The organism is Curtobacterium sp. MCJR17_055 (assembly GCF_003224335.1).
In the GTDB taxonomy this organism is placed as follows: Bacteria; Actinomycetota; Actinomycetes; order Actinomycetales; family Microbacteriaceae; genus Curtobacterium.
The window spans coordinates 361,046-380,325 of sequence record NZ_QKLF01000004.1 but is presented as its reverse complement, the minus strand read 5'-3'; the positions used below and the strand labels follow the sequence as shown (position 1 = coordinate 380,325).

Sequence of the window (19,280 nt, the reverse complement as noted above, 5' to 3'; positions counted from 1 at the left end):
GAGCGGGAGCGCCGGGGTCAGCGGACGGTGACCGTCCGGCAACCGAGCGTGGCGTTCGGGCCGCCCTGCGAGTCGATGGCGTACGCGCACACCGACCGCGACCCCTTCTTCGCCGTCAGCTTCACGGACCACCCGTGTTGGGCCCCCGCACCCGGGTACGCGCTGTCGACGTCGTACCGCGTGGCCCGGGCGAGCACGCGCTTGCCGACACCGTCCACGTAGACGTCCACCGAGACCGGGGTCGCCTTCGTGTCCGGGTCGAGCGCCCAGCCGGCGGCCGTCACGGAACCGGTCGCAGCCGTCACGGTGTCGAGGCTGCCGACCGGCAGCGTGTTGCGGACGGTGACCTGCTTGCAGCCGATCGACGCCTTGGCCGGCCCGGCACCGACGCCGTTCGCCGTCACGCACACCTCGTGCGTGCCGATGGCCGCCTTCCAGGTGCCGGAGAACCCGTGGGAGGTGCCCCATGCCGGGTAGGTCTTCCCCACGTCCTGACGGGTGCGGTCGGCGCGGATGCCGTGCCCCACGCCGTCGATGAAGACGCGCACGGTGATCGGGTCGGTGGTGTCGCCGTCGAGCGCCCAGCCGGCGACCCGGATCGAGCTCGACGTGGTGGGCAGGCTCGTGATCTTGCCGATCGGCGTGCTGCCCGGCGAGGTGACGCTCTTGCACGAGCCCACGCGACGGTCCTCGCCGGCCTTCACGTTGACCCCGGTGACGCAGTAGCTGTGCGCACCGACCGTGGTCGGGACCGTGACGACGAACCCGTGCCGTCCGCCGAGGGCGGGGTAGGCGGCGGCGACGTCGGACCGGAGCACGTCGGCGCTGACGCGGGTGACGTACCCGCCGTCGCGGTACACGCGGACGCCGATGGCGCCCTTCGCCTCCGGGTCGACCGCCCAGCCGGTCAGCGTCACGGTGCTGCCCTTGTTCGCCACGACGGAGTCGAGCGACCCGGTGGGCGACCCGTCCTTCACGGTGACCGTCTTGCACCCGAGGGACGTCCCGGTCTTCCCGTCGGCGGACTTCGCCGTGACGCAGACCTGCTGCGATCCGGGCGGCGCGTCGATCGTCGCGGTGAAGCCGTGGGCTGCCCCGAGGCCGTAGGCGGCGGCGATGTCCGACCGCGTCGTGTTCGCCGTGATGGTGCGGTTCGCCGACCCGACGGCGACGACGACCTTCGTGCTCGACTTCGTGGTGGTGTCGAGGGCCCAGCCGTTGACGGTGACCGTGTTCCAGGACGCGGTGACGCCGTCCAGGTTGCCCTTCGCGGTCGTGGGCGAGCCGGTGGTCGACCCGAACCAGTCCGTGTACATCCGCCAGAAGTTGCGGTTGCCGTAGGCGGAGCAGCCGTCACCCGTGCCGTAGAGGTTGTTCAGCGCTGCCGTGTTCGGGGTGTACGGCGTGTAGTAGTACAGCGCAGCGGTGGCCTTGTTCTGCACCGCGACCGACTTCGTGCCGCACGAGGTCGGGACGTTGTACTGGATCGCGCGGGTGCCGCCCGGGTTGAACCAGGTGAAGTAGTTGCTCGTGCCCGGGGGGTTGCCGTACCGCTTCCACTGCCAGGCCGACCAGTAGATCTGGTTGCCGACGCCCGCGTAGGCGGGGTCGCAGTGGCCGCCGACGTTGTCGGGGCACGCGTAGCCCATCGCCCGCTCGAGCACGGCGGCCGACGGGCCGCGGGAGGTGACGAGCCCCTGTTCCTTCTGCAGGGTGACGAGCATGACCTTCGGGCTGATGCCGCAGGCCGCGCCCACGCGCGTCAGGATCTGCGCGGTCGACAGCGACGAGCCGCCGGTCACCGCGCCGCACATGGCGTCGGCCGAGCGGCTGTTCATCGAGTACCGGCCGTTGCGGAGACACCCGCTGTTCGTGCAGGACGACACCTGCGCGTTCAGGAACGACTGCACCTGGTCGACGGTCATCGACGTGCCGTTGTAGAAGTTGGCGTCCGAGATGATGTTCCCGGCCTGGAACGACGAGCCACTCAGGGCGCTGGCGGGTTCCTGGTGCGCGGACGGACCCGCGATCTGGAAGCCGACCAGGACGCTCGCGACGGCGAGCACACTGGCGGCGATGGCGACGAGCTTCTTCACGTCGGAGGCCTTTCCGGGGGCGGCGACGGGGTGGGTCCGGCACGCGGTTCGGGAGACGTGTCCGTCGACCCCTGATGGCGGCGGAACACACGCGCCACAGCAGCGTACCTGCGCCACAGCGATCACACAGCCCCCAGCATGACCCCCGAACGGAGGGCCATGGTCCACCCTGTCCGGGAGGCTCGGCTCAGCCCGCACCGCCGCGTGCGCCCGGTGGTCCCGGGCTTCCCGCCGTCGTCGCCGCCGGCGCCTGAAGGGAGGCTCAGGCGGCCGAGGTGTCACGGCGCGCAGCGCCCTGGAGCGACGCCTCGACGGCGCGGCGTGCCGCCGGGCCCGTCCTGTCCGACCGGCGGAGGCGGCGCGCCCGCCGGAGCGCGGCAGGTGCCTCCCGGACGAGCCGTGCCCACGCGGCCGGGGTGAGCTGTGCCCGACCCGGTCGGAGGAGGTCCTCCAGCATGCGGACGACGGTGCGCGCGACGACCCGGGTGAGCATGCCGGCCGTCGCGTTGCGGGCGGTGACCAGCAGCCGGTTCCGCATGCTCTGGTAGCGGACGAGGGGCGAGTCGCTCCCCGAGCTCGCCGCGTGCCGGTGGACGACGACGGCGTCCGGGGCGGAGCCGATCCGGTGGCCGGCCAGCCGCAGCCGCCAGGCGAGGTCGAGGTCCTCGTAGTACATGAAGAGGGACTCGTCGAAGCCGCCGACCGCCTCGACGGCCTGCCGCCGGAGGAACGCGGCACCGCCGGAGAAGCCGAAGAGCGGCGCGTGCTCGGGGGCGTCGTCGACCGGTCGGAGCCAGTCCCGGTCGCGGCCGTTGCCGTTGCGGTCGAGCACGACCCCGGTCCCGTTCACCAGGGTCACGCCACCGGTCGCGGTCCGCCGCCACCGGCTACCGTCGGCGGCGACGAGGTCGTCGTCCGAGCGCGGTGCACGGCCGTCGACCGCGACGAACCGCCCCTCGAGCACCGCCGTCGCGGCGACCGCAGCGGTCCCGGCTCCGCCGGCCGCCAGCGCGGCCAGCCCACGGTCCAGGAACCCGTGGTCCGCGACGGCGTCGTTGTTGACCAGCACGACCACCGCCCCCGTCGACGCCGCCATGCCCCGCGCCACCCCGCCGGCGAACCCGGCGTTCGTCGGCTCCGGGACGACCACGAGCGACGGGAAGTCCGCGCGGTAGTCCCGCACGGTCGCCTCGTCGGCCTCGTTCACGACGAGGACGACCTCGACCGAGGCGTCGACACGCTGCGAGAGCACGGACTCGACGGCCCGGCGGGTGAGGACGGGCTGGTGCCAGTCGACGATGACCACGGAGACGTCCACGCCGACAGTCTCCCAGGCGCACGGGCGCGGGCGAGCACGGCGCACCCCGGGAGGCCCGTGGACTTCTCGGTATAGTGGTGCCGCCTTCCGGGGCACCCGCGGCGCGCCCTCCGCGCTCCGCTGCCAGTCGACGTACGGAGTCCACCCATGTCCTCTTCCGCGCCCCGCGTGTCCGTCGTCGTCATCAACTTCCGCGGCACGGACGACACGCTCGAGTGCATCGCCCGACTGAGCGAGGTCGACTGGCCGGCGGACCGTCTCGAGATCGTCGTCGTCGAGAACGGCTCCGGCGACGACAGCGAAGCACGGCTCCGTGCCGCACTCGGCGACCAGGCGAACGTCCGGATCATCGTCTCGGCGGAGAACCTCGGCTTCACTGGCGGGAGCAACCTCGGTGCCCGCGAGGCCACCGGGGACGTGGTCGCGTTCCTCAACAACGACGCGAAGCCGCACGTCGACTGGGTCAAGGAGGGCATCGCCGGGTTCGCGCCGAGCCCCCGCGTCGCCGCCGTCGCGAGCAAGGTCCTCGACTGGGAGGGCCGCACGATCGACTTCGTCGAGTCCGGGCTCAGCTGGTTCGGGATGGGCTACAAGAACCACATCGCCGAGCTCGACGACGGCCGCTTCGACGAGCCCCAGGACCTGCTCTTCGGCACCGGGTCCGCGCTGTTCGTCCGTCGTGACGTGTTCCTCGAGGTCGGCGGGTTCGACGAGGGCCTGTTCATGTTCTACGACGACGTGGACCTCGGCTGGCGCCTCAACCTGCTCGGCTACCGGGTACGGTTCGCGCCGCGCTCGGTGGTGTTCCACAAGCACCACGGCTCGATGAAGTCGTTCGGCGACCACCGCGAGATGTACCTGCTCGAGCGGAACGCCCTGCACCTGCTCTACAAGAACCTGTCGGACGAGAACCTCGGCGTCTTCCTCCCCGCCGCCCTCGCCCTCCTCGCCCGCCGCGCGGTCGCGAAGAGCGGTCGGGACTCCGAGGAGTTCGACATCCGACGCTTCACCGGCGCGCCCGACGAGTTCGACGCGCTGACGCCGATCTCGAAGGAGACCGTCGCCGGGTTCTTCGCGCTCGACCAGTTCGTGGCGGACCTCCCCCGCCTGTCCGAGGAGCGTCGTCGGATCCAGTCGCAGCGCGTCCGGAGCGACAAGGACGTCTTCCGCCTGTTCGGCGACGCCTTCAAGCCGCTCTTCGAGGACGGCTACTTCCTGGAGGGCTACCGCGCGATCCTCGAGGCCTTCGACATCGAGGCGCCGATGCACCGCACGAAGGTCCTCGTCATCACCGGGGACGCCCTCGGCGAGAAGATGGCGGGCCCGGGCATGCGGGCGTGGAAGATCGCGGAGGCCCTGTCCTCGGACAACGACGTGCGCCTGGTCACCTGGAACGTCGCCAACCGGAAGTCCGACGCCTTCGAGGTGACGCGCGTGCCGCTCCAGCACGAGCGCGCGATGCGCGAGCACGAGGAGTGGGCGGACGTCATCTTCTTCCAGGGCTACGCGCTGCACCACTTCACGACCCTGCAGAAGTCGAACAAGATCATGGTCGTCGACCTCTACGACCCGATGCACCTCGAGCAGCTCGAGCAGGCCCGGGACAACGGTGACGTCGGCTGGCGCAACCAGGTGACGAGCACCACCGAGGTCATCAACGCGCAGCTCGAGCGCGGTGACTTCTTCCTGTGTGCCTCGGAACGGCAGCGCCTGTTCTGGCTCGGGCAGCTCGCCGCCGTCGGTCGCGTCAACCCGGACAACTACCTGGCGGACGACAACCTCAACAAGCTCATCGCGATCGCGCCGTTCGGCATGGACTCCCGGCCGCCGCAGCACGAGCGCAAGGCGATCCGTGGCGTCACGCCCGGCATCGGCGAGGACGACAAGGTCGTCATCTGGGGCGGTGGCATCTACAACTGGTTCGACACCCCGTCGCTCGTCCGCGCGGTCGCCCAGGTCGCCGAACGCCACGACGACATCCGCCTGTTCTTCCTCGGTGTCGCACACCCGAACCCGGACGTGCCCGAGATGGCGATCGTCGCCGAGACGCGCCGCATCAGCGACCAGCTCGGACTGACCGGCAAGCACGTCTTCTTCAACGAGCAGTGGGTGGCGCTGGACGACCGCCAGAACTACCTGCTCGAGGCCGACGCGGGTGTCAGCACGCACTTCGCGCACATCGAGACGACCTTCTCGTTCCGCACCCGCATCCTCGACTACATGTGGGCGAACCTGCCGATCGTCACGACCGACGGCGACAGCTTCGGCGACCTCGTCGCGGCCGAGGGCATGGGTGTCGCCGTGAAGGAACGCGACGTCGACGCCCTCGCCGCCGCGCTCGAGTCGATGCTGTACGACCCGGAGGCCGCCGCCGCCGCCCGGGCTGCCGTCAGCCGCGTCCGCGACGACTTCACGTGGGAGCGTGCGCTCGCTCCCCTCGTCGAGTTCTGCAAGGACCCGCAGGTCGCCGCGGACCGCGCGCACGACGCCGCCGTGCCGGCGGGATCGGTCACGGCGGGCAGCCGTCCGCGCGTCGCGCTCAGCCCGGCCCGTCAGCGCGAGATGCAGTTCCACGAGATCGCGAACAGCCGCCACGGCGTCGTCCGCGACGTCCGACTCGCGACCTGGTACCTCCGCCAGAACGGCGTGTCCGGTCTCCGGGACAAGGTCCAGAACCGTGTGCGCATCATGCGCGAGAGCAAGAACGGGCGCTGACCGTCGCAGCGGCCCCGCCCGGAGGCCGATGTACAGTTGTCCGTCGCCCCAGCGCACCTACGTGAGGAACCCATGAGCAACATCGTCAGCGAGCGGTTCGAGCGTCTCCGTCAGGAGCGCATGGCCCCCGCCGGTCGTCCTGCGACCGCGGTGCTCGGGTCGATCCGCGAGGTGTTCGCCCACCGGCAGCTGCTCGACCTGCTCATCCGGCGCGACCTGAAGTCCCGGTACAAGGACAGTGCGCTCGGATTCGCGTGGACGCTGATCCGTCCGCTCGTGCAGCTGGCGATCTACTACTTCGTACTCGGCCAGATCCTCGGCGCGTCGCGGAACATCCCGGAGTTCGCCATCTACGTGTTCTCCGGTCTGACGCTCTACGGGCTGTTCAGCGAGATCGTGGCCTCCGGGACGGCGTCCATCGTGTCGAACGGCGGGCTCATCAAGAAGGTCTACCTGCCACGGGAGATCTACCCCCTGGCCAGTGTCGGTGCCGCGCTGTTCAACTTCGGCGTCCAGCTCGTCGTGCTCCTCGCCGCAGCGGTCCTGCAGAGCGGCTTCGACTGGGTGCGACCCGACCTGCTCTACTTCTTCCCGGCGACGCTCGTCATCCTCATCTGGGCGACGGCGCTCGCGCTCCTGCTCGCAGCCGCGAACGTGTACCTGCGCGACATGCAGTACCTCGTCGAGGTCCTGGTCCTGCTGCTCATGTGGGGCTCGCCCATCGTCTACAGCTGGCAGATGGTGTCGAACGCGGCGAACACCTGGCTGCTCAACCTGTACACGGCGAACCCGATCACGCTCGCGGTCCTCGGGATCCACCGGGCGTTCTGGACGGCGGGCAACGACTCGCAGTACCCGTCCGACCTGCTCCTCCGCCTGGCCGTCGCGGGCGTCGTCGGTCTCGTCGCCCTCGTCGCCTGCCAGCGCGTGTTCGCCAAGCTGCAGGGCAACTTCGCCCAGGAGATCTGATCCGATGAGCATCGACAACGACCTGACGCAGGCCACGACCTCGCCGTTCTCCGACGCCCCCGCCGTGGTCACGGTGCGGAACGTCTCCAAGCGCTTCACCATCCGGAAGGACAACTCGCTCAAGGAGCGCGTGGTCACGCTCGGTCGCGCCGGCCGCCGGCACAGCGAGGACTTCTGGGCGCTCAAGGACGTGAGCCTCGACATCCCGGCCGGAACCACGATCGGGCTGCTCGGCCCGAACGGCTCCGGCAAGTCGACGCTGCTGAAGACCATCGGCGGCATCCTCGAGCCGACCACCGGCACCGTGGAGCGTCGCGGTCGCCTCGCCGCCCTCATCGAGCTCGGTGCGGGGTTCCACCCGGACCTGACCGGCCGCGAGAACGTCTACCTCAACGCCGCGATCCTCGGGCAGACGCAGGAGGAGACCGAGGCCCGCTTCGAGGACATCCTGCAGTTCTCCGGGATCGGCGACTTCATCGACACCCAGGTGAAGTTCTACTCGTCCGGCATGTACGTCCGGCTCGCCTTCGCGGTCGCGATCAACACCGACCCGGACGTGCTGCTCGTGGACGAGGTCCTGGCCGTCGGAGACGAGCAGTTCCAGAAGAAGTGCCTCGACAAGATCCGCGAGTTCCAGGAGCAGGGCCGCACGATCATCCTGGTGTCGCACTCGCTCGGACAGGTGCAGGAACTCTGCGATTCCGCCGTCGTCCTGCACCACGGCGAGGTGATGTTCCAGGGGTCGGCACGGCTGGCCGTGAAGAACTTCCGCGAGATCCTCGAGGACCGCCGCGTCGCCGAGGTCGAGGCGAACCACCCGGAGGAGACCGCCAGCCCGGGCAAGGTCGAGCACGTCGAGCTCGAGATCCCCGGCAAGCCCGCGGGCGCCGAGCACCGCCACGGCGACGACCTCGTCGTCCGCGCGACGTTCTCCCACACCACGGTCCTGCCCGAGTGGCGCGCGGGCATCAAGATCGAGAACCACCTCGGGCACCCCGCCTTCGGCGTCGACAGCCGGCAGCTCGAGACCCGTCACGACCCCCTGCGCGGGACCGCGACCGTCGAGTGGCACCTGCACGACCTGCGGCTCGGCGGCGGCCAGTACTTCGTGCACGTCTTCCTGGCGAAGCCGAACGGGGAGCACATCGTCATCCAGCGCGAGGCGGCGCGCTTCGTCGTCGTCGACGAGGACACGCAGTCCGGGATCGCCTGGACGCGGACCACCGAGCGCCAGGTCAGCTGAGGTGCGGGCACTCCCCGTGCTCGTCGACGCCACCTCGATCCCGCCGAACCGCGGCGGCGTCGCCCGCTACATCGCCGGGCTGCTGCAGGGCCTCGCCGAGCTGGACGTCCGTGTCGACGTGGTCGTCAAGCCGGGCGACCTCGCCTGGTTGCGCGGGATCGCACCCGGACACCGCTACCACGCGGCACCGCGGTGGACCGCCTCCCGCCCGCTGCGCCTCGTGTGGGAGCAGACGCTGCTGCCGGTGACGGCGCGTCGCGTCGGCGCCGAGGTCCTGCACAGCCCGCACTACACGTTCCCGGTGACCCGGGCCTCCCGGACGGTCGTCACCCTGCACGACGCGACGTTCTTCTCGGACCCGGCCGCGCACTCGCGCCTGAAGGTGCTGTTCTTCCGGACCTGGACCCGTCTCGCACGGCGACTCGCCCGACGGACGGTCGCGCCGAGCGCGGCCACCGTCGCCGAGCTCGACCGGTTGGCGGGTCGGTCCGCGCGTCCCACGGTCGTGGCCCACCTCGGGGTCGACCGCACGCTCTTCCGGGTGCCGACGGCCGCGGAGACGGCCGCCTTCCGTGCGGAGCACGCGCTCGGCGACGACGCGTGGATCGCCTTCCTCGGCACGGTCGAACCGCGCAAGCGGGTGCCGGAGCTCATCGCCGCGCACCGCGCGCTCACCGCACGGGCCGCCGACGGTGGCGGCGCGGCGGTGCCGGCGCTGCTGGTCGCCGGCGGACTCGGCTGGGACGAGGACGCACGCGCCGAGCTCACCGCCGCGGGTGACGTCCCCGGTGCCCCGGTCCGCTACCTCGGGTACCTGCCGGTCGAGGAGCTCCGCGCGTTCCTCGGGGGCGCGCGCGTCGTGGTCTACCCGAGCACCGCGGAGGGCTTCGGCCTGCCGGTGCTCGAGGCGATGGCCTCGGGCGCGGACGTCCTCACCACCCGTCGACTGGCGATCCCCGAGGTCGGCGGCGACGCCGTGACCTACACCGAACCGGACGCCGGCCCGATCGCGGACGCCCTCGCGGCGCTGCTCGCCGAGGCGCCGGAGGTCCGCGCCGAGCGGGTCGCACGCGCCGAGGCCCGCGCCGCGACCTTCACGTGGGCCGCGTGCGCCGAGCGCCACCTGGAGGTCTTCGCATGAGCACGGACACGCACCCCGCGCGGGTCGCCGTCGTCACGGTCACGTACGAGTCGGTCGACGTCCTCCCCCCGTTCCTCGCGTCGGTGCCGGCCGCCAGCGGACGCGACGTCGAGGTCGTCGTCGCGGACAACGACTCCACGACCGCCGACGAGCTCCGCGCGGTCACCGAGGCCGCCGGTGCCCGGTTCGTCGCCGTCGGTGCGAACCTCGGCTACGGTGCGGCCGTCAACCGGGCCGTCGCCACCCTCGCCCCCGAGGTGCGCTGGGTGCTCGTGTCGAACCCGGACGTCGTGCTCGAACCGTCCGCCCTCGACCGGATGGTCGCGACGGCGGAGTCGGACCCGACGATCGGCGCCGTCGGCCCGAAGCTGCTGGAGACGGACGGGCAGGTGTACCCGTCGGCGCGGCTCGTGCCGTCCCTCCGCACCGGTCTCGGGCACGCCGTGTTCGCGAACGTCTGGCAGGACAACCCGTGGACGAGGCGGTACCGGCAGGACGGCGACCACACCGGCCGCCGTGACGCGGGCTGGCTCTCGGGCGCGTGCGTGCTCGTCCGCCGCGACGTGTTCGACCGCCTCGGCGGGTTCGACGAGGGCTTCTTCATGTACTTCGAGGACGTGGACCTCGGCTGGCGGATCGGCCGGAGCGGCTACCGGAACGTGTACGAACCGGCCGCCGTCGCCACGCACGTCGGTGGGACCGCGACCCAGGGGTCCTCGGACCGGATGCGCCGTGCGCACCACGAGAGCGCCTACCGCTTCCTCGCGCAGAAGTACTCGGCCTGGTGGCTCTGGCCGCTCCGCGTCGCGCTCCGGGTGGCGCTCACCGTCCGCGCCCGCGCCACGCACACGCGCTGAACCCCGATAACCTCTCAGGGAGCATCCCCACCCGAACCGGAGCGCACCCCATGATCCTCGCCGTCACCCTGATGGTCCGCGATGAAGCGGACGTCATCACCGCCTGGCTCGACCACCACGTCGCCCAGGGCTTCGACGTCTTCGTCATCACCGACAACGGGTCGGTGGACGGCACGGCCGAGCTGCTCGCCGCCTTCGCCGAGCGGGACGACGTCACGGTGGACCTGCGACACGACCCGGTGCACCGGAAGCAGCAGGGCGTCGTCGTCACGACGATGGCGCGCGAGGCCGCATCGGTCCACGGCGCGGACTGGGTCGTCAACGCCGACGCGGACGAGTTCATCGTGCCGGTCGACCGGACGCGGACGGTCCGGCAGGTCTTCGAGGAGCTCGACCCGGTGGTCGGCGCGTTCTTCGTGCCCGTCGTCAACCTCACCGGCGCGATGGCCACGTCCGGTGCCGGCCTCGAGCGTCTCCACTGGCGGGACGAGCGCTCCGTCGACGAGCTGCGTGCCGCCGGCCTGGTCGCTCCCCCGACCCCGAACACCGTCCACGTCGGCGACCCGGGCGTCACCGTCGTGCAGGGCAACCACCGGGCGAGCGTCGCGAACGGCGCCCCCGTGCCGGCCGGGCTCGAGCTCGAGGTCCTGCACCTGCCGTGGCGGTCCTGGGCGCAGTACGAACACCGTGTCGACGTGAGCGGTCGGAGCTACGAGGCGAACCCGGACCTGACCCCGAGCCCCCGGCACCACGGCATGCGCGACTACCGGCGGCTGCAGGAGGGGGTGCTGCAGGCCGTGTTCTCGCTCCGCTTCGTCACCGACGAGGACGCCGCGGCCGGCCCCTTCACCCGCGACGACACGATCGCCGAGGTGCTGCGTCGGGCCGGTTCGACGGCGCTCGACACCCCGGCCGAGCCCCTCGTCCCGGCCGACGAGCTCCACGAGCTGCAGGCCCTCGGGCGTGCCGTGGCGTCACGCGACCAGCGGATCGACGAGCTCGAGGACGCCGTGCGCGCGGCCGAGGCGACCGCGACGACGCTGCGGGAGACCGTGCAGTTCGAGCGGGAGCGCGCCGAAGCCGCCCGGGCCGAGACTGCGGCGTTCCGCCAGCGCCGGATCGTGCAGGTGGCCGACCGGGCCGCCGGTCTGGCCCGCCGGGTCCGCTCGCGCTGACGTCGGACAGCGCCCGGGCCGAGCCCGGCTCGATGCGGGCCGGACCCGGTCAGGTCGTCCGGTGCTGCCGGTGCTGCCGGACGGCGTCCACCAGCGTCTCCGCTCGCCGGCGGAAGGAGTGCTCGGTCCCGATCCGCGCACCGCGCTCGGCGCGTTCGTCGTCGGAGGCCGTGTCCCGCCGACCCAGCAGCGTCCGCAGTTCGGCGACGTCGCGGTAGGGCAGGACCGCCCCGCCGAACAGCTCCTCGACGCCGGGCACCGGGTCCGTCACGACGAGCGCACCCGACGCGGCGGCGTCGAACAGCCGGTTCGACAGGAAGCCGTCCCGTGCCATGTCGTCCCAGTGGTCGTTGAGGACCACCCGGGCGCTCCGGTACAGGGCCGGCAGGTCCTCGTTCGGCACGAACGTCCCGCGGTGCACCCCCTCCGGCACCCGGCCGGCCCAGCCCTCGCCCCACACGGCCAGGTCCGCCCCCGCCTGCAGCGCGTCCGAGACGACCGGCCGGAACACCTGCCGGGTCTTGCCGACGAACACGGTGTCCAGGCCGGCGTACGCGTCCTCGGCGGCACCGGGGTGGAAGCGGGCCGGATCGGTCGCCTGCAGGAGCGGGGCCACCGGCAGGCCGGTCGCCGCCTCGGTCCGCTCGGCCCACACGGGCCCGGCCGCGAACCGCAGGTCGTACCGGGCGAGTTCCGCGGGCGTCACGAGGTCAGGGTGCGAGATGACCCAGAGCACGTTGGTGGCCGAGGGGTGCACCGGGGTGTCGTCGAGCCCGCGCAGCGTCAGGGTGACGTCGTCCAGGTGCTCCGACAGCGGACGGGCGTGCGACTCGCGGTGGTCCACCACGACCTCCTGCCCGAGGGACCGCAGGGCCGCGGCCAGGTCGCGCGCGAAGAACGTGTCCCCCCAGTCGTCGCCGCGCGGGCCGGGGTGTGCGGCGATCCGGACCGACCACCGGAGCCGCTCGCCGCGCTCACGCGCCGTCAGGCGCGACGGGCCGCGTTCGGCTCGGAGGACCGGTTCGCGGAGGGCCACCGGTGCCGCGGCGGGGTCGGCGGCCACGGTGCCCACGGCGAGCTCGAGCGCGGCGAGCACCCGCTCGGCGCTGTCGTCGACGCGGTCCCGCCACACCACCAGGGCGTCCGCGCCGTCGGTGTCGATGCGCCGCTCACGGACGGTCCCGGTGCGGTAGACGCGACCGAGCGGGAGCACGACGCACGTGCCGCCGGCGGCGTCGGCGGTGTCCCGGGTCAGTCGGGCGACCGCGGTGCGGGTGTCGACGGTCCGGACCGGAAGCGCGAGGTGCGCTGTGCGTGCCGCGAAGCAGGGCTCGTCGCCGGCGAACACCGCGACACCGTCGGGGAGCCGCTCGGCGTCCTCCGCCGGGTGCCCGCGCAGCAGGGCGGCCACCGGAGCGGTGCCCTGCACCAGCGCCGTGCCCGCACTCGCCACCACGTCGTCGGGGGTGCGGACGACGGGGACGGCGACGACGGCCTCCCGGTCGGCCGGGACGGTGCCTCCCGGTCCCGCTGGCGCGACGGCGGCGACCAGTGCGGCCGCGGCGCCGTCCGGCAGCGCGATCGACGCGTCCTGCACGAGCACCAGCGGGGCGCGCAGCAGCGGCCGGGCGGCGGCGACCGCGCCGCCCCAGGTCGCCGCGACGGTGTCCCGGGACACGGTCCAGCCGTCGCCCGCCGTGACCGGCGGGTACGTGCTCGTGGGCCCGGCGTGGACGTCGTACACGGTGACGACGACGCGCGCGGCCCCCGCCGCTGTCAGCGCCCGCACGGTCGGCACGTGGGCGCCGTCCCGGTACGCACCCTCGGCCACCGTGACGACGGCGTCGAACGCCCCGGCCAGGCCTTGCTCGACGACGGGGGGCGCCGTCTCGAGGGAGGTGTCGACCGGGAGGCGCGGCCCGCTCCCGTCGGACGCCCCTGCGTCCACAGCGCGTGCGTCCGACGTCGGCCGGACACCGACCAGGGTGCGCCGGAGCCGGCCACGCAGCGCCACGGTCAGCCGCGGAGCAGGTTCTGCAGGTAGACGCCGTAGCCGCTCTTCGCGAGCGGGGCGGCGAGCGCCGCGAGGGCGTCGTCGTCGATCCACCCGTTGCGCCAGGCGATCTCCTCGATGCACCCGATCTTGTGGCCCTGGCGGTCCTCGATGACCTTGACGTACTCGGACGCCTGCATCATCGACTCGAAGGTGCCGGTGTCGAGCCACGCGGTGCCGCGGTCGAGGACCTCGACGCCGAGCGTGCCCGCCTCGAGGTAGCGCTCGTTGACGGTGGAGATCTCGAGCTCACCGCGGGCGCTCGGTTCGATCGTCTTCGCGATCTCGACCACGTCGTTGTCGTAGAAGTACAGGCCCGGGACGGCGTAGTTCGACTTCGGTTCGGTCGGCTTCTCCTCGATCGAGACGGCGGTGAAGTCGTCGTCGAACTCGACCACGCCGTACGCGGTCGGGTCGGCCACGTGGTACGCGAAGATCGTCGCGCCCTGGACGGTGTTGTTCTTCTGCAGGCTCGTGCCGAGGCCGGTGCCGTGGAAGATGTTGTCGCCGAGGACCAGGGCGACGCTGTCGTCCCCGATGAACTCCTCACCGATGACGAACGCCTGCGCGAGGCCGTCCGGGGAGGGCTGCACGGCGTACTGGATGTCCATGCCGAGCGCCGACCCGTCACCGAGCAACGCCCGGAACTGGTCGTTGTACTCCGGCGTCGTGATGACGAGGACCTCGCGGATGCCGGCCATCATGAGGGTCGACAGCGGGTAGTAGACCATCGGCTTGTCGTAGATCGGCATGAGCTGCTTGCTGATGCCCTTGGTGATCGGCCAGAGACGCGTGCCGGATCCCCCGGCGAGGATGATGCCCTTCATCGGCTGCCCCTCCTAGTTCTTCGTCCGGAGCGACTCGGTGTAGGCGATGCACTCCTCGTACGTCGGGAGGAGCCCCTGCTCCGCGGCCTGCTCGAGGGTCGGAGCGCTCGTGTCCTTCTCGGACAGGACCGGCTCGCCGATGCCGTCCGGCAGCTCCAGGCCCACCGTGGGGTCGAGGATGCTGATGCCCTTCTCGCGCTCGGGGTCGTAGTGCGCGCTGACCAGGTAGTTCACCGTGCTCTGGTCCTCCAGCGCGACGATGGCGTGGCCGAGTCCCTCGGACAGGTAGACGGCACGGCGGTCGACGTCGTCGATCCGGACCGCGTCCCACTGCCCGAACGTCGGGGAGCCGACGCGGATGTCGACGATGTAGTCGATGAACGCGCCGCGGACGGCGGTGACGTACTTCGCCTGGCTCGGTGCGACGAGGGCGTAGTGGATGCCGCGGGCGACGCCCTTCGACGAGATCGACATGTTCACCTGCCGCAGGTCGAGCGGGTGTCCGACCGTCTCCTCGAGCACGTCGGCGCGGTAGGCCTCGAGGAAGGCACCTCTGGCGTCGCCGTGCTGGACGGGCGTGAACTCCCACGCGCCGGGGATCTTCAGTTCGCGGATCTGCACCGCTGCAGCCTAGCAAGGGGCAGGTCCGCCGCGGGGAGCGCCCCCGCACGCCGTGCGGACGCCTCGCCCCGGCGACTCAGGACAGACCGAGCGCAGCCCGCCAGGCGCGTTCGCCGGGCTGGTCGACCCCGACCGTGCGCTCCGTCAGGACGTACCGGCGAGCGCGCGCCACCCGGTCGTCGGCCTCGCGGATGGCGGTGCGCAGGGCCTCCCGCCACGCCGCCGGGTCGTCGCCGGCGAGCAGGCCGCCGTGCCGGTCCGCGCCGCGGTAGGACGGCCGGTCGGACCCGACGAAGGGCAGCCCGAGCATCGTGTACTCGAGGAACTTGAGGTCGCTCTTCGCGTCGTTGAACCGGTCCTCGGTGAGCGGGGCGACCCCGGCGGACCAGCGTCCGGCGTGCGCGCGGAGGAACGCGACGAAGTCCGGGTAGTGGGTGGCGTCGCCCGGCAACGGCAGGCGGTCGAACCAGGTCGCGTCGTCCCCGGTCACGCCCACGACCTCGAGCCGGACCGGACGGCCATCGTCGTCCGTCGCCTCCGCGAAGACCGGGCGCAGCAGGTCGAGGTCGCCGCCGTGCGTGGCGCTCCCCATGTAGAGCACGCGACGGGTCCCGCCGGTGTCACGGGCGCGCGCCTCGTGCGCGTCGGCGTCCCAGAGGCCGGGTTGCACACCGTTCGGCACGACCACCGCGTCGACGCCCTCCGCGGCGAGCACCCGCCGGAGCGGCTCGGTGGACACCACGACCGCATCGGCGGACCGCACCACGCGGTCGACGGCGGCGAGGCGGTCGGGGTCGTACTCGGCCTGCGCCAACCGGGCACGGGCCTCCGGGGTGAAGAAGTCGTCGTCGACCTCCGCGACGACCCGGGTGCCCTCCCGCGCTGCGCGGGCGAGGGCGGCGTCGAGCGCGGCGAGCGGGAACGCGTCGCGCTGCACCAGGAGCACGTCGAGGTGCGCGGTGTCGGAGCCGTCCGCCCAGCGCACCGGGTCCACCTGCGCGACCCGTGCAGCGCCGGAGGCGGCGAGTGCGGTCATCCTGCCGGTCACGCGGACGTGCGCGGAAGCGGGGTGCACGCCACCTGCGCCGTGCACGACGAAGCCGACGAGCGGCGGGGTCGGAGCGGACGGGGTCGGAGCGGACGGGGTCGGGGTGGTCCGCCCCAGGAGACGGGCGACGGTCGACCGGAGGGCTGCCATGGCCCCATCGTGGCACGCGGGCACATGAGGCTGCATAGACTTGGCAGTCTGTGCGCCCACGTAGGATGGTCGCCGACTTCCCACACCCGGATCACCGCGCCGGCCGACGACACCAGGGACCCACCGACTCGTGAAACTGTTCGTCCAGATCCCCTGCCTCAACGAGGAGCAGACGCTCCCCTCGGTCCTCGAGACGATCCCGACCTCGATCCCGGGCATCGACGAGATCGAGGTCCTGATCATCGACGACGGTTCGACCGACCGCACGGTCGAGGTCGCGAAGGCGCACGGCGTCCGGCACTTCGTCCGGCACACCACCAACATGGGCCTCGCACGCTCGTTCCGCGACGGCGTCGACTACGCGCTCCTGCACGGTGCGGACATCGTCGTGAACACCGACGGTGACAACCAGTACCCGCAGGCGCACATCACCGAGCTCGTGCAGCCGATCCTGCGCGGCGAGGCCGACATCGTCATCGGTGACCGGCAGACCCGCACCATCGAGCACTTCTCCGGCTTCAAGAAGGCCATGCAGCAGTTCGGCTCCTGGGTCGCCAGCCGGGCCGCGGGCCTCGACCTGCCGGACGCCGCGAGCGGGTTCCGCGCGTACTCGAAGTACTCGCTCATCCGGCTCAACATCGTCACGCGCTTCAGCTACTGCATGGAGACCATCGTCCAGGCGGGCTACAAGCGCCTGGCGATCGCCAGCATCCCGATCACGACCAACGCGAAGACCCGCGAATCGCGGTTGTTCAAGAACATCTGGCAGCACATGTTCCAGTCCGGGTCGGCGATCGCCCGCGTGTACCTCATGTACCGCCCGATGGCCCTGTTCGCCTGGGTCAGCGCGGTCTTCGGCGTCGCCGGGCTCATCCCCTTCGTCCGGTACCTGGTGCTCCTCTGGACCGACAGCGGCGGCAACCACCTGCAGTCGCTCATCCTCGGCATGGTGCTGATGATCAGCGCCCTGCTCTCGATCACCATCGGTGTGGTCGCGGACCTGACCCGGTTGAACCGGACGCTCGCCGAGGAGCAGCTCGACCTGCAGAAACTCGCGCGGTACGGGGACTGAGCGCCTCCTCCCCGGCGGCACGCCTCCCCCACTAGACTGCTGGCCGACCGCCGTCGGCTCCTCCGCCGACGCCCATCGGCCACCGAAAAGGAAACCAGCGTGAAGATCCTCGTCACCGGAGGGGCCGGCTTCATCGGCTCCAACTTCGTCCGTCGGACCCTGGAGGACGCCTACCCGGGTCTCGAAGGCGCCGAGGTCGTCGTCTACGACGCCCTGACCTACTCGGGCAACCTGGAGAACCTGGCCCCGGTGGCCGACTCCCCCCGCTACACCTTCGTGCAAGGCGACATCCGCGACGCCGCGAAGCTCGACGAGGTCGTCCCGACGGTCGACGCCATCGTGCACTTCGCCGCCGAGTCGCACGTCGACCGGTCGGTCCGCGACTCCGGGATCTTCGTCGAGACGAACGTCGTCGGCACCCAGCGCCTGCTCGATGCGGCCCTGCGCCACGGCACCGAGCGCTTCGTGCACGTCTCGACCGACGAGGTCTACGGCTCGATCAGCGAGGGCTCCTGGGCCGAGGACCGTCCGCTCGAGCCGAACTCGCCGTACTCGGCGTCGAAGGCCGGCAGCGACCTCCTCGCCCGCAGCTACCACCGCACGCACGGGCTGAACCTGTCGATCACGCGCTGCTCGAACAACTACGGCCCGTACCACTTCCCCGAGAAGGTCATCCCGCTCTTCGTCACGAACCTCATCGACGACCGGCACGTGCCGCTCTACGGCGAGGGCGACAACGTCCGTGACTGGCTGCACGTCGACGACCACACGCGCGGCATCGCGATGGTCCTGACCCGCGGTCGCGCGGGCGAGATCTACAACATCGGCGGCGGCACCGAACTCACGAACAAGGAGCTCACGCAGCTCCTCCTCGACGCCACCGGCAAGGACTGGTCCTACGTCGACCGCGTCGCCGACCGTCTCGGGCACGACCTGCGCTACTCGGTCGACATCTCGAAGATCCAGGCCGAGCTCGGCTACGAGCCGCAGGTGCCGTTCGAGCAGGGTCTGGCCGACGTGGTGCAGTGGTACCGCGACAACCGCGCCTGGTGGGAGCCGCTCAAGGAGCGCGCGGCCATCGCATGACCCGGTACCTGATCACCGGGGCGGCCGGCATGCTCGGCCAGGACCTGCAGCAGGCGCTCGCCGGTCGTGACGTCACCGCGCTGTCCCGGGCCGACCTCGACATCACCGACCAGGACGCAGTGGCCGCCGCCGTCGCCGGACACGACGTCGTCGTCAACGCCGCCGCGTACACCAAGGTCGACGACGCCGAGTCGCACGAGGACGACGCCGCCGCGGTGAACGCGCGGGGGCCGGCGGTGCTCGCCGACGCCGCGGTCGCTGCCGGTGCCCGGCTCGTGCACGTGTCGACCGACTACGTGTTCGACGGCAACGGGACGTCGCCCTACCGCGAGGACGAGCCGACCGATCCGATCGGCGCCTACGGCCGCACGAAGGCGGCCGGCGAGGCAGCGGTCCGCCGCATCGCTCCCGACTCGTCCATGGTCATCCGGGCCGCCTGGCTCTACGGTGCCGGCGGTCCGAACTTCGCGAAGACCATGATCCGGCTCGCCGGGTCGCACGAGACCGTGAGCGTCGTCACCGACCAGGTCGGGCAGCCGACCTGGACCGGCGACCTCGCCCGTCAGATCGTCGCGATGCTCGACGCCGAGGTCCCCGCGGGGATCTACCACGGCACGAACGGCGGGCAGGCGTCCTGGTACGACTTCACCCGTGCGATCTTCACCGAGGTCGGCCTGGACCCGGAACGCGTCCGGCCGACGGACAGCTCCGCGTTCGTGCGGCCCGCGCCGCGACCGGCGTACAGCGTGCTCGGGCACGACGCCTGGGCGCGGGTCGGGGTCCCGGCGATGCGGGACTGGCGGGAGGCCCTGCACGCGGCCGCCGAGGCCGGTGTCCTGACGGCCTGACGGCACACCACCGCGACACACACGAGCGGGGCGCCCGACCGACAGGTCGGGCGCCCCGCTC

The 19,280-nt window shown here is 71.9% G+C and carries 15 protein-coding genes; 9 read left to right on the top strand and 6 right to left on the bottom strand.

From position 1 onward, the window contains the following. Positions 1 to 17: 17 nt before the first annotated feature. Together DEJ16_RS11570 and DEJ16_RS11565 are read right to left on the bottom strand one after the other, a co-directional pair. On the bottom strand, positions 18 to 2,096 hold the full coding sequence (locus tag DEJ16_RS11570) for a hypothetical protein (RefSeq protein ID WP_110824508.1): 2,079 nt from the start codon (positions 2,094 to 2,096) through the stop codon (positions 18 to 20). A 262-nt stretch (positions 2,097 to 2,358) separates the two neighbouring features. Then, on the bottom strand, positions 2,359 to 3,414 hold the full coding sequence (locus DEJ16_RS11565) for a glycosyltransferase family 2 protein (protein WP_181419568.1): 1,056 nt from the start codon (positions 3,412 to 3,414) through the stop codon (positions 2,359 to 2,361). Positions 3,415 to 3,561: 147 nt separating this feature from the next. Here DEJ16_RS11565 and DEJ16_RS11560 point away from each other — a divergent pair, with 147 nt between their 5' ends. The 6 genes from DEJ16_RS11560 (at position 3,562) to DEJ16_RS11535 (ending at position 11,514) form a co-directional block, all read left to right on the top strand. After that, a complete protein-coding gene (locus tag DEJ16_RS11560; protein ID WP_110824510.1) occupies positions 3,562 to 6,129 on the top strand; it encodes a glycosyltransferase in 2,568 nt (855 codons plus the stop codon). Between the two features lie 72 nt (positions 6,130 to 6,201). Further along, a complete protein-coding gene (locus tag DEJ16_RS11555; protein WP_110824511.1) occupies positions 6,202 to 7,098 on the top strand; it encodes an ABC transporter permease in 897 nt (298 codons plus the stop codon). A gap of 4 nt (positions 7,099 to 7,102) precedes the next feature. Then, positions 7,103 to 8,341: an ABC transporter ATP-binding protein gene (locus DEJ16_RS11550; protein WP_110824512.1), complete on the top strand. Its 1,239-nt coding sequence runs from the start codon at positions 7,103 to 7,105 to the stop codon at positions 8,339 to 8,341. 1 nt (position 8,342) lies between these two features. Continuing rightward, positions 8,343 to 9,482: a glycosyltransferase family 1 protein gene (locus tag DEJ16_RS11545; protein ID WP_220032686.1), complete on the top strand. Its 1,140-nt coding sequence runs from the start codon at positions 8,343 to 8,345 to the stop codon at positions 9,480 to 9,482. Further along, positions 9,479 to 10,339 (top strand): glycosyltransferase family 2 protein, encoded by an 861-nt coding sequence (locus DEJ16_RS11540; RefSeq protein ID WP_110824513.1) that lies wholly within the window; start codon positions 9,479 to 9,481, stop codon positions 10,337 to 10,339. The genes DEJ16_RS11545 and DEJ16_RS11540 overlap by 4 nt, the downstream gene beginning before the upstream one ends. A 50-nt stretch (positions 10,340 to 10,389) precedes the next feature. Further along, on the top strand, positions 10,390 to 11,514 hold the full coding sequence (locus tag DEJ16_RS11535) for a glycosyltransferase family 2 protein (protein WP_110824514.1): 1,125 nt from the start codon (positions 10,390 to 10,392) through the stop codon (positions 11,512 to 11,514). A gap of 49 nt (positions 11,515 to 11,563) precedes the next feature. Here the strand turns inward: DEJ16_RS11535 and DEJ16_RS11530 are convergent, their stop codons facing one another. From DEJ16_RS11530 to DEJ16_RS11515, 4 genes are all read right to left on the bottom strand, one after another. Beyond that, on the bottom strand, positions 11,564 to 13,462 hold the full coding sequence (locus DEJ16_RS11530) for a glycosyltransferase (RefSeq protein ID WP_146232870.1): 1,899 nt from the start codon (positions 13,460 to 13,462) through the stop codon (positions 11,564 to 11,566). 68 nt (positions 13,463 to 13,530) lie between these two features. After that, positions 13,531 to 14,394 (bottom strand): glucose-1-phosphate thymidylyltransferase RfbA, encoded by an 864-nt coding sequence (gene rfbA, locus DEJ16_RS11525; RefSeq protein ID WP_110824516.1) that lies wholly within the window; start codon positions 14,392 to 14,394, stop codon positions 13,531 to 13,533. A 12-nt stretch (positions 14,395 to 14,406) separates the two neighbouring features. Continuing rightward, positions 14,407 to 15,015: a dTDP-4-dehydrorhamnose 3,5-epimerase family protein gene (locus tag DEJ16_RS11520; protein WP_110824517.1), complete on the bottom strand. Its 609-nt coding sequence runs from the start codon at positions 15,013 to 15,015 to the stop codon at positions 14,407 to 14,409. 76 nt (positions 15,016 to 15,091) lie between these two features. Next, positions 15,092 to 16,213 (bottom strand): glycosyltransferase, encoded by a 1,122-nt coding sequence (locus tag DEJ16_RS11515; protein ID WP_110824518.1) that lies wholly within the window; start codon positions 16,211 to 16,213, stop codon positions 15,092 to 15,094. A gap of 130 nt (positions 16,214 to 16,343) precedes the next feature. On the opposite strand from DEJ16_RS11515, the gene DEJ16_RS11510 reads away from it, so the two are divergent. The 3 genes from DEJ16_RS11510 to rfbD all read left to right on the top strand — a co-directional run bounded on the left by DEJ16_RS11510 (position 16,344) and on the right by rfbD (position 19,219). After that, positions 16,344 to 17,285: a glycosyltransferase family 2 protein gene (locus tag DEJ16_RS11510; protein ID WP_110824519.1), complete on the top strand. Its 942-nt coding sequence runs from the start codon at positions 16,344 to 16,346 to the stop codon at positions 17,283 to 17,285. 99 nt (positions 17,286 to 17,384) lie between these two features. After that, a complete protein-coding gene (rfbB, locus tag DEJ16_RS11505) occupies positions 17,385 to 18,371 on the top strand; it encodes a dTDP-glucose 4,6-dehydratase (RefSeq protein ID WP_110824520.1) in 987 nt (328 codons plus the stop codon). Then, positions 18,368 to 19,219, top strand: a complete 852-nt coding sequence (gene rfbD / locus DEJ16_RS11500; RefSeq protein ID WP_110824521.1) for a dTDP-4-dehydrorhamnose reductase — start codon at positions 18,368 to 18,370, stop codon at positions 19,217 to 19,219. Before rfbB ends, rfbD begins: the two co-directional genes overlap by 4 nt. Positions 19,220 to 19,280: the final 61 nt, after the last annotated feature.